This is a genomic window from Neolewinella aquimaris (assembly GCF_014197245.1).
Taxonomy (GTDB): Bacteria; Bacteroidota; Bacteroidia; order Chitinophagales; family Saprospiraceae; genus Neolewinella; species Neolewinella aquimaris.
The window spans coordinates 37,728-48,893 of the sequence record NZ_JACIFF010000009.1; the positions used below are offsets into that span (position 1 = coordinate 37,728).

Below are 11,166 nucleotides of genomic sequence, written 5' to 3' on the forward strand. Positions count from 1 at the left end.
CAGTGAAATGCGCAACGGAGTTTTCCTTTTATTTACCCTGCTGATCCCCGCCTGGGCCGTGGCCCAACAACCAAACGAATGGACGCTGGCCCGCGCCGTTACCTACGCCCAGGAAAACAACCTGCAGGTGAGGCGCCTCGACAATACGACCGAACTGGCCCGCCTAAACCTGCAACAGAGCCGCAACAACCGCCTACCCACCCTCAGCGGGGGAACGGGGGTGAACCTCCAGCTCGGTCGCACGATCGACCCCACGACAAACTCCTTCGAGGCCCAGAACATCTTTTCCCAGGGCTACCAGCTCCAGGGTGGAGTAACGCTCTACAACGGCGGCCTGATTCGCAACACCCTCCGACAGGCCGAACTGGACCTGCAGGCGGCCGAGACCGATGCAAACATCACCGGAAACGACGTGGCCCTGCTGGTAGCCAACAGTTACCTGACGATCCTCCTCACCCGTGAGCAACTGTCCAACGCCCGCGCCCAGCTGGAACTGACCACCCAACAACTAGAGAATACGGACGCGATGATCCGGGCCGGTAGCGCACCCGCCGCCGAACGCTACGACATCGTTGCCCAGCAAGCCGCCAACCAGCGGACGGTGGTGGATCTAGAAAATCAGGTGCGTCTGGCCAAGCTGGATCTCCAACTGCTGCTCGAACTCGATCCGCAGGAAGATTTTGAAATCGTGACGCCGGTACGCGATCTCGACGAGGCCGTACTTCTCTCGGATTACGATCTCCAGGAAGTACTGAATACCGCGCGACAGACCCAGCCCACGATCCGGGCGGCGGAACTGCGACGGTCGGCGGCCGAAGTTGGTAAGGACATTGCCCGGGCCGGCCTGCGGCCTACCGTTCAGCTGTACGCAAACGTGAGTACCAATTACTCCAATTTGGGCAAGGACTTCGAGAATCCCGACCTTTCAGGCGTGGAGATCGTACAGGGGCCACCCGTACCGGTCGTGATCAACGGAGAGGCAAGCACACTGGCTACTTTTTCACAGACGGGCGTAGTATTTCCAAACCTGGGTTACATCGACCAGCTCAATCAGAACTTCGGGCAATCCATCGGTTTCAACATCTCGGTTCCCATTTACACCCAGAACCGCAATAAAATCGGTGTGCAGCGGGCGGAAGTTCAGCGCCTTGGAGCCGTTATTGAAGTCGAGCAGGCGGAGAACCAGTTGCGTGCCGATGTCGAGCGGGCCCTGGGGGATTTACGCGCCGCCCGCGAGACGTACCGGGCCGCCCAGATCAGCCAGGAAGCCGCCCAGAATGCGTACGACATCACCCAGCGGCGGTACAGCGCGGGAGCGGCGAACAGCCTCGACCTGATTACGGCAACGAATCGCCTGGAACAGGCCCGGGTAGAATTCACCCGCACGAAGTACCAGCTCATCTTCAATCGCGAGGTTATTCAATTTTACCTCGGTCAGGGACTCTCCCTTAACTAACCCCACACGCTAAAGCAAACAACCATGTCCCGCAAAGTTATTCTACTCGCCCTAGGCGTTATTGCCCTGATTGTCATCGCCTTCGTGGTCTTTGGCGGTCGGTCGGAGGAAGGAACCCGCGTCTTCGTACAGGAAGTACAGGAGCGCCCCATACAGGAGATCGTCAGTGCCAGCGGCAAGATATTTCCACAAACCGAGGTAAAGATCAGCTCCGACGTGTCGGGGGAAGTGGTCGAGTTGTACGTGGAGGAGGGCGACAGCGTGGTTCCCAATCAATTGCTGGCCAAAATCGACGCCGACGCGTACCAGTCGCAGGTAGCCCGCGGGGTAGCCGGCGTTAACAGCAGCAAGGCCCAGTTAGCGAATGCCAAAGCCCAGATCAACACCCTCAAGGCGCAACGCGATCAGACGAATGCCCAACTGGAGAACGCCCGCGACATCCTGAAGCGGAACAAACAATTGCTGCAGGATGGCGTGATCAGCCAGGCTGAGTTCGAGACCAGCGAAGCCAACGTCCGTGGGTTGGAGGCCAATTTATCGGCCGCGGAAAGCAGCATCAGCGCCGCCCAGGAGAGCGCCCGTGCGGCGGAATACGGCATCCAATCCAGCGAAGCTACCCTCGACGAGCTGCGGACGAGCCTGCGCCGCACCACGATCTACGCACCCATGGGTGGTGTCGTCTCCTTACTGAACGTGGAGCAGGGCGAACGGGTAGTCGGAACGATCCAGATGGCGGGCACCGAACTGATGCGCATCGCTAACCTCAACGCCATGGAGGTACGGGTGGAAGTGAGTGAGAACGACGTGCCGTCGGTGAGCCTGGGAGACCGGGCGGAAGTGGAAGTCGACGCCTACCTGAACCGCAAGTTCACCGGGGTGGTGACCCAGATTGCAAACTCCAGTACCACTGCGGGACTGGCCGACAATGTCCTCAACAGCGATCAGGTCACCAATTTCGAGGTGAGGATCAGCATCGACCCCGAAAGCTATGCGGACCTGGTCTCTACCGGCAACGCTTACCCCTTTCGCCCCGGCATGTCGGCCGGCGTTGATATTCTTACCGAATTGGCCGAAGACGCCCTGGCCGTCCCCATTGAATCCGTAACGACCCGGGAAAACGAAGCCGAAGACGATACCGCCGGCACCAATGAACTGGAAGAAGTAGTTTTCGTGGTTCGGGGGGACACCGTAGCTCAGGTGGCGGTCGAAACCGGTTTACAGGACGCTAAATACATCCAGGTGGTGTCGGGCGTCACTAAGGGAGAACGGGTAGTCGCCGGTCCTTACGGGGCACTGGCCCGAACCCTCAAATCGGGCGAGAAGGTCAGCGTAGTGGACAAGGATGAGTTCTACGATGAGGACGCGACCAACTAAAAAAACCCCTTCGTATTAGGTAAATACGAAGGGGCGGATAAAATGGTATGTCAGAAAGCTTAAATGTACGTCGAAGCCAATTCTGCTTCAATGAACGTGCTTGTTGTTAAAGTCTCTCAGTCATAAATTGATTCTTGCCTATCAAAAATAGGGTTTTACCCCCTTAGTTGCAATTATTCACAAAATAAACTGCGGATTTTTCACCACAAATCTGCAAGTTTTATGTATATGGTCGATTTTTGAGAAAATTTATCCGATTGTTCTACCTAATCCGACTTTTGTGCCTTCCCATCCTGCTGACGGCCAGCTCCTTGTGTGCCCAGGGCGCTGCTATCCGGAGCGGCCCCATGCTCGGCTACGCCGAACAGCGGGAGGTGTTAATCTGGGTGCAGACCACCGAAGCGGCTGAAGTCACGGTAGCCTACCTAGATAGCACGGGCACCATTTCCTTCACCGAAACCGTGCGTACGGGTGCCGCCGAAGCCTTTACGGCAAAGCTGATCGCCGACCAGGTTCAACCAGGAACAACCTATAATTACCATGTTCTTCTGGACGGTAAGGTTGTCGACCTCCCCTACCCCACGACCTTCACGACCCAACCCACCTGGCGCTGGCGCGAAGATCCTCCTGCCTTTACGGTTGGCCTGGGCAGTTGCACGTACGTCAACGAACCGGTGTACGATCGCCCCGGGGCGGGCTACGGATCGGAATACGAAATATTCACCGCGATCGACCGTCGCCAGCCGGAGGTGATGATCTGGTTAGGGGACAATATGTACCTGCGCGAACCGGACTGGTACACGCGAACCGGCTACTTCCACCGGTACAGCCACACTCGCAGCCTACCGGAAATGCAGCCCCTGCTGGCCAGGTCCTTCAATTATGCCACCTGGGACGATCACGACTACGGCCCCAATAACAGCGACCGCAGCTGGGTGCGTAAAGAACTGGCCAAGGAAACCTTCGATTTGTTCTGGGGCAATCTGACTTCGGGGCTTCCGGGCAACGGCGGTATAACGTCCACGTTCCGTTATGTAGACACCGACTTTTTCCTCCTGGACAACCGCAGTTTCCGAACCCCCAACGATCAGGTTCGCGAAGACAACAAAACTGTCCTGGGCGAAGTCCAGCTGGAATGGCTCATCGAGAGCCTGATCTTCAGCGATAGCCCCTGGAAGATGGTCTGCATCGGAGGGCAGGTACTCAATACCCATACGGGTGGGGAAACCTACGCAAATCTGGCCCCTGAGGAGCTGGATTATCTCCTGCGCCGCATTACGGAAGAAAACATCAGCGGGGTGGTGTTCCTGACCGGCGACCGCCACCATACGGAGCTGAGCGAACTGAGGTTGCCAAACGGGAAAATGGTATACGACATCACCATTAGCAGCCTTACGGCCGGCACGGGCAACGACCGCAGCGAAGTTAACGACCGCCGGGTACCGGGTACCCTGCTCGTAGCCCACAACTTCGGAATACTGCACTTCACCGGACCGTCAAACGACCGGCAGCTAACGATCAGCGTGTATGGAACGGATGGCGGGCTGGCGTGGGAACGCTCCCTGACTAGGGATTAGTCGTTGAAGACCTCGACGTCGCGGTTCTTCACGATCAGGTCCGTAAACTTGCCCTTGAACCGGGTTGCCTTCACGATGTGGTTGTCGATCCAGTGGTAGTTGCCGCCGCGGGGCTTACCCATCAGCATACCGTGGTACTTGAAATTGTGGCGGTTGAGCCACTCTTCCGTGATCTCGCGGTGTTCTTCGGTGCGGGAGGTAAAGAAAGTGATGATGTGTCCGTCTTCGTACCACTTGTTTACGATGCGCAGGGCATCCGGGTAGGGCAGACAGGTAGACATCCGCTCGGGTTCTTCGTTAGGGATATCGTCACAAACGGTGCCGTCGATGTCGATCAGAAAGTTCTTCACACCGGCGGCGAGAACCGGGCTGATGAGTTCTCCTTTCTCGTTAAAGGTAGTCTCCAGGTCTTTTTCGGGGGTAGCCATAAGATTGGTTGAATTCCGGAATCGATTAAATTAATTCCACAAAGGTACGCAGCTTAAACGCATCGAATCGGTGGTTTGCTTCATCTTTGCCGTTATTTGGGTTTCCTAACACTCCGCAGCATGCCGCAAATTGCCTTGGTCACCGGTGCGTCTTCCGGCGTTGGAGAGGCCCTCTCCCTCCTGCTAACCGACCGGGGGTGGCGGGTTTACGGCCTCAGCCGACGCTCCGTGGAACTCGAGGGTGTGATTGCACTGCCGGCCGACATCTCCGATGCCGAAGCGATCCGGCGGGCGGTCGGTCAACTCCTAGACCGCGAGGGTCGCCTGGACGCCGTGCTGCACTGTGCGGGGGTCGGGGGCGCGGGTGCAGTGGAATCCATGCCGGAGGAGCAGGCCCGACAGGTAATGGAAGCTAACTTCTGGGGGAGCTGGAATGTATGCCAGGCTACCCTACCCTACCTCAGAAAAAGCCCCCGGGCCAGGCTGCTGCTGGTGAGCAGCATTGCCGGCCATATGGGTATTCCCTTCCGTTCGGTCTACTGCGCTTCCAAAGCGGCGGTCATCGCGCTTTCCGACAGCCTGCGCCTCGAACTCCGGGGATCGACGGTGCAGGTGGCGTGCATCAGCCCGGGCGACATCGCGACCAACTCCATCGCTACCCAGTACCGCCAGCCGGCGGGCGATCTCGATCCACTCTATCGGGAGCGGTACCGGCGTGCGGACGAAGCCATGGTCAACAACGTAGACCAGGGTATGTCCGCGCGTCACGTGGCGGAAAAGATGGCTGCAATACTGGAGCGAGAGACCCTTTCGCCCCACTACGTCATCGGAGAACCCGTTCAAAAATTAAGTACCATTGCCCAACGTATTCTACCGGGCCGTGCCTGGGAGTGGGTCCTGGGCCGTTACTACAGTTAGCCGTTGAACAACGGCCCCGGGAGGCTGTTGAAAAAAACCATCATGAGCAATTACTCCTACCTTGCAAATGCCCATCCGGGCTACATCGAACAGCTATACCGCCAGTTTAGCGAATCTCCCGATTCCGTCGACGAGAGCTGGCGCGATTTTTTCCTCGGCTTCGATTATGCGTCCGAAAAGCCCGGCGACAACCTGCCCACCGTCTCGTCGGGAGAAATAGACTGGAGCCACGTACGGAAAGAGCTCAGTGTGTTCGCGCTCATCAAGGCCTACCGCCTCCGCGGTCACGTAGCCTCCAACATCGACCCGATCCAGGAATTCGAGGATCCGGACGCTAATATTGAGTTGAGTGATTTTGACCTGGGTGAAGGAGACCTGGATACCCCCTTTCGCGCGGCCCATCACTTGTTTATGCCCGAAGGCAGTACGCTGCGGCAGATTGTAGCCAACCTCGATCGGATCTACCTCGGTAGTATTGGCTTTGAGACGGACCACATTTTTCACCGTGCAAAACGGCGGTGGCTCCGGGAACGGATCGAAAAGCATCACCCGGAAGAGGCCTATGGCCTTTCCCTCGACGATAAGCGGCATATCCTGGAAACACTCAACGACGCCGTCGGCTTCGAGGACTTCCTCAAGATTAAATTTCCCGCCCAGAAGCGCTTCGGGCTGGAAGGAGGTGAAGCCGCCATCGTGGCCCTGGATACCATTATTTCCGAAGCCGCTCGCGACGGGGTCGACGAGGTCGTGATCGGGATGGCCCACCGTGGCCGCCTCAACGTACTCGCCAACATCATGGGCAAGAGTTACGAGAGCATATTCCAGGAGTTTGAGGGGGTCATTCCCGATAACATCAAGGGCGACGGCGACGTGAAGTACCACATGGGATACAGCTCGCTGATTGATACCCGTGTAAGTAAACCGGTTAACGTAAAACTTGCTCCCAACCCCAGCCACCTGGAGGCCGTGGGGCCGGTCGTCGAAGGATTCGCCCGCGCCAAGGCCGATGTTCTCTACGGCAACGATTACGACAAGATCGTGCCCATTCTCGTGCACGGTGACGCTGCAGTGGCCGGACAGGGGGTAGTCTTCGAAACCGCCCAAATGAGTGGGCTGGAAGGGTATACTACCGGCGGCACCATTCACGTGATCATTAATAACCAAATCGGCTTTACGACCGACTACGAAGATGCCCGGACGAGCATTTACGCCAGTGGCGTGGCTACCGTTATCGAGGCTCCCGTATTTCACGTAAATGGCGATGATCCGGAAGCGGTCTACTACGTCTCCAAGCTGGCCATGGAGTACCGCAACGAATTCAATTCCGATGTCTTCATCGATATGCTGTGCTACCGCAAAAACGGTCACAACGAGGGCGACGATCCGGGCTATACCCAACCGGGCATGTACGAGCGCGTGAAGCGCCATCCCGACGTCCGCCAAGTCTATACGGACCGCTTGGTTTCCCGCCACGATGTGGAAGCCAAGATGGCCAAGGAGATGGCCAAAAAGTTCAAGACCCAGCTGCAGACCGTTTACACCAAGGTGAAGAACAGCGACCTGCCCTACAGTTATCAACCACCCGAAAAAGCCTGGACCGCGCTGAATCGCGACCACTGGCAGGGCAAGTATTTTGCCGAATCGCCGGAAACCGGAGTGCCCATCGATCAGATCAAAGCGATACTGAAGCACCTGACCACCCTACCGGAAGGGTTCGAGCCAGTTGCCAAGGTAAACCGCCTGTACACCGGCTACGAGCAATCGGTCAACAACGATCAGTTGGACTGGGCGCTCGGCGAGCTTAGTGCTTACGCTACCCTGTTGATGGCCGGTCATGAAGTCAGGATGTCGGGACAGGACGTCCGTCGCGGCACCTTCAGCCACCGTCACGCCGTGCTAAAGAGCCAGGATGGTGAGAGCATTTACAACCGTCTGGACGGTCTGAGCGAGAAGCAGGGTAAAATGCGGATCTACAACTCCCTGTTATCGGAGTACGCGGTGCTGGGCTTCGAGTATGGCTACAGCACGGCAAGTCCGGACAACCTTGTCATCTGGGAAGCACAGTTCGGTGACTTTGCGAATGGCGCCATGACCATTTTTGACCAGTTCATCAGCAGTGGAGAGAGTAAGTGGGGACGCATGACCGGCCTCACCGTCCTACTTCCCCACGGATACGAAGGACAGGGACCGGAACACAGCAGCGCCCGCCTGGAGCGTTTCCTGCAGTTGTGCGCGGAGTACAATATGATCGTCACGAACGTCACAATGCCCGCCAATATGTTCCACCTGCTGCGTCGTCAGCTGACCTGGAACTTCCGTAAGCCGCTCATCGTCATGTCACCCAAGTCGGGACTGCGCAACGAGATGGCCGTCAGTTCAGTGGAAGATTTCGGACCCGGCACCCGCTTCCGGGAACTGATCGACGACACCGCCGAAAAAGATGCTAGCGGAGTAAAACGGGTACTCCTCTGCTCCGGCAAGGTGTACTTCGACCTGGCCAAGCAAAAAACTGCCGACGACCGCAAGGATGTCGCCATAGTGCGCCTGGAGCAGCTCTTCCCACTCCCCATCGAACAGTTGCAACAGTTGCACGACCGGTATAAGAATGCGGAGTTCGTGTGGGTGCAGGAAGAGAGCCGCAACGCGGGTGCCTGGTCCTACATCAGCGAGCAATTTCTGTACAACGAGCGCCTCGGTTTGGAACTGAAGCTTCCCTACGTGGGGCGTCCGGCTACAGCCTCCCCCGCTACGGGCTACAAGCCGATTCACGTCAAAGAACAAAAGGACCTGGTGGCGAAAGCGTTCGCCCAGTAGCGACGGCTTCAGCCGTCATGCTGCAAATCAACCAAACAGCGGGACGGCTAAAGGCCGTCGCTACAGCACCCATAGTAGCGACGGCTCCAGCCGTCATGCTGCAAATCCAAACAGACAGCGGGACGGCTAAAAGCCGTCGCTACAATATCGTAGTTTGCGGCCCCAACCAATAACTACCATGAAATTCCGTACGCTTCTATTGTTGCTGCCGCTGAGCGGCTTCCTGCTGGCCGTCGCCGTTGCCCTTTCTCCCGATCAGGTTAAAACTGCCGCAACCGTCCTCGGCATCGATTTTCTTGACGACGACGAGATCGAACTTATGCTGCCGGACCTCGAAGATAATCTGGTCGCTTTCGATAGCATTGCGCGCCGCGATATTCCCAATGGGCTGTCTCCCGCTCTCGTCTTCAGTCCCGTACTGAGGGCCGATCAGATGCCCGCCGATACCAGTATCACCGCACCTGCGACCCCGCCCGCTCCCACAACTACGGGGAGCGACTACCGCTGGATGACGGTCGAGCAGCTTGCTGCGCTGGTGTACCACAAAAAAGTTACGAGCCGAGAACTGACGGAGTACTTTCTCGATCGACTGAAGGAGTACGATCCTACGCTTCACTGCGTGATCACCCTGACCGAAGAGCGTGCACTTGCCAAGGCAGATGAAATGGATGCCGAACTCGCTGCCGGCAACTACCGGGGCTACCTCCACGGCATCCCCTACGGCGCCAAGGACCTGCTTGCCGCCCGCGGTTACCGTACGACCTGGGGAGCGAAGCCGTACGAAAACCAGGAAATCGACCAGGACGCCGCCGTCATCGAGCAACTCGACGCAGCCGGTGCCGTGCTCTGTGCAAAACTGAGCATGGGTGCCCTGGCGTGGGGGGACGTCTGGTTCGGTGAAATGACCCGGAACCCCTGGGACACCGAGAAAGGAAGCAGTGGGTCGTCGGCCGGATCGGCAAGTGCGGTGGCGGCCGGACTGGTTCCCTTCGCTATCGGTACGGAAACCCTGGGGAGTATCGTAAGCCCGAGTACGGTATGTGGGACCACGGGCCTGCGTCCTACGTTCGGCCGGGTTTCTCGCCACGGCGCGATGGCCCTTAGCTGGACAATGGATAAGATCGGTCCGATCACGCGGTCGGCGGGTGATGCCGGGCTCGTGCTGGCGGCCATTGCTCATTACGATCCCCGGGATGCACACGCCATCCGGGCCGGCTTTCAGTTCACGCTACCGGAGGCTGTTTCCCCCATGCGAATCGGGTACCTGAAGGGCAGCTTCGCCGGCGACTACAACTTTGCCGACAACGACTCGGTGGCCCTAAACGACCTGCGCCGGCTCGGCTACGAGCTGGTAGAGATTGAACTACCGAATGCGCCGGACATCGGATTTATCCTCAACGTGGAAGCTGCGGCAGCTTTCGAATCCCTTACCCGGAGCGGCGATGATGATTTGCTTACCCGACAAGTCCGCAACGCCTGGCCCAATTCTTTTCGGACCGCCCACTTTGTCCCCGCCGTCGCCTACGTCCAGGCCAACCGCCTGCGCCGGGAACTTATGGAACAGATGGATCATCTATTCGTGGAAAACAACATCGACGTGTACGTAAATCCCAGCTGGAACTCTAGCAGCCTGTTCATCACCAATATGACGGGACAGCCATCCATTACGGTTCCGAACGGCTTCTACGAGGGAACGCCAACCAGCATCACCTTCACGGGGCGCCTATTTGGGGAGCAAGCCCTGGTAGACATCGCAGCTGCTTACCAGCAGGCTACCCAGTGGGACGATCAGCACCCGACCGACTTTTAAGGTACTCCTGTAATTTGGCGATGGCCCGTCCCCGGTGACTGATCCGCACTTTTTCGTCCTGCTTCATCTGGGCGAAGGTGCGGCCGTCCCCCTCCGTCGGTACGAACACCGGGTCGTACCCGAATCCACCGTGCCCGACCGGGGAGGTAGCGATCCGGCCTTCACATACCCCCTCAAAGAGGGTTTCCGTATCTCCCTGAATCAGGCAGATCACCGTCCGGAAGCGGGCCAGTCGATCTTTGCGATCGCCGAGCTCGGATAGCAATTTGGTGTTGTTTTCTTCCGCATCGCGCTGCGGTCCGGCGTAGTGTGCGGTATCAACACCGGGGGCATTGCCTAGCGCAGCTACCTCCAGACCGGAGTCTTCACTGAAGCAGTCCTGGCCGTAATTTGACTTTACGTGCCGCGCTTTAAGTCGGGCGTTGCCCTCCAGGGTAGTTTCCGTTTCCGGGATGTCCTCGGTACAGCCGATGTCCTGCAGGCTGCGGAAGGTATAGCGATCGCCCAGCTGTCGCCGGATCTCCTCGATCTTGTGCGGGTTGTTGGTTGCGAAAACGAGTTGCTCTTTCATAGGGAGTTACAACCGGGGCGGACGCGCGCGGGTGCAGTGGAATTTGGCAAAAGAGCAAAAAAAATGGGCAAGCACACCAGTCGCTCGACCTCCTACCCTTGCTGCATTTCTGCCCTGGGGGAATTCAGAAGGAGCTGACCGTGTGCCGCCCAAGCCACAAAGGTAGGTATTTGTGGCTAACGAGTTGCAATTTTGGGTAGAGATTTTTTCCTGCTCTC

Annotated in this window: 8 protein-coding genes and 1 other RNA gene; 6 read left to right on the forward strand and 3 right to left on the reverse strand. The window is 57.8% G+C overall.

Features of this window, described 5'->3' with window-relative positions:
* Positions 1-7: 7 nt before the first annotated feature.
* The 3 genes from GGR28_RS15970 to GGR28_RS15980 all read left to right on the forward strand — a co-directional run bounded on the left by GGR28_RS15970 (position 8) and on the right by GGR28_RS15980 (position 4,407).
* Positions 8-1,456, forward strand: coding sequence for a TolC family protein (locus tag GGR28_RS15970; protein ID WP_183496828.1), 1,449 nt, complete (start codon positions 8-10; stop codon positions 1,454-1,456).
* Between the two features lie 24 nt (positions 1,457-1,480).
* Entirely contained in the window at positions 1,481-2,830 is a 1,350-nt protein-coding gene (locus tag GGR28_RS15975) for an efflux RND transporter periplasmic adaptor subunit (protein WP_183496829.1), read from the forward strand.
* 257 nt (positions 2,831-3,087) lie between these two features.
* Complete coding sequence (locus GGR28_RS15980; RefSeq protein WP_246416787.1) at positions 3,088-4,407, forward strand: alkaline phosphatase D family protein; 1,320 nt, start codon at positions 3,088-3,090, stop codon at positions 4,405-4,407.
* Here the strand turns inward: GGR28_RS15980 and GGR28_RS15985 are convergent.
* Positions 4,404-4,835, reverse strand: coding sequence for an LNS2 domain-containing protein (locus GGR28_RS15985; RefSeq protein ID WP_183496830.1), 432 nt, complete (start codon positions 4,833-4,835; stop codon positions 4,404-4,406). The genes GGR28_RS15980 and GGR28_RS15985 overlap by 4 nt on opposite strands.
* A 120-nt stretch (positions 4,836-4,955) precedes the next feature.
* Between GGR28_RS15985 and GGR28_RS15990 the strand changes: the two genes are divergently transcribed.
* From GGR28_RS15990 to GGR28_RS16000, 3 genes are all read left to right on the forward strand, one after another.
* Positions 4,956-5,753 carry an SDR family oxidoreductase gene (locus GGR28_RS15990; RefSeq protein WP_183496831.1) on the forward strand — a complete coding sequence of 266 codons (798 nt, stop codon included), beginning with the start codon at positions 4,956-4,958 and terminating at the stop codon, positions 5,751-5,753.
* A gap of 42 nt (positions 5,754-5,795) precedes the next feature.
* Complete coding sequence (locus tag GGR28_RS15995) at positions 5,796-8,567, forward strand: 2-oxoglutarate dehydrogenase E1 component (RefSeq protein ID WP_183496832.1); 2,772 nt, start codon at positions 5,796-5,798, stop codon at positions 8,565-8,567.
* Positions 8,568-8,745: 178 nt separating this feature from the next.
* On the forward strand, positions 8,746-10,377 hold the full coding sequence (locus GGR28_RS16000) for an amidase (protein ID WP_183496833.1): 1,632 nt from the start codon (positions 8,746-8,748) through the stop codon (positions 10,375-10,377).
* Here the strand turns inward: GGR28_RS16000 and rdgB are convergent.
* Positions 10,340-10,948 carry an RdgB/HAM1 family non-canonical purine NTP pyrophosphatase gene (gene rdgB, locus GGR28_RS16005; RefSeq protein WP_183496834.1) on the reverse strand — a complete coding sequence of 203 codons (609 nt, stop codon included), beginning with the start codon at positions 10,946-10,948 and terminating at the stop codon, positions 10,340-10,342. The two genes, GGR28_RS16000 and rdgB, sit on opposite strands and share 38 nt — an antisense overlap.
* 58 nt (positions 10,949-11,006) lie before the next feature.
* Positions 11,007-11,103: signal recognition particle sRNA small type (gene ffs, locus GGR28_RS16010), an RNA gene on the reverse strand.
* Positions 11,104-11,166 lie beyond the last annotated feature (63 nt).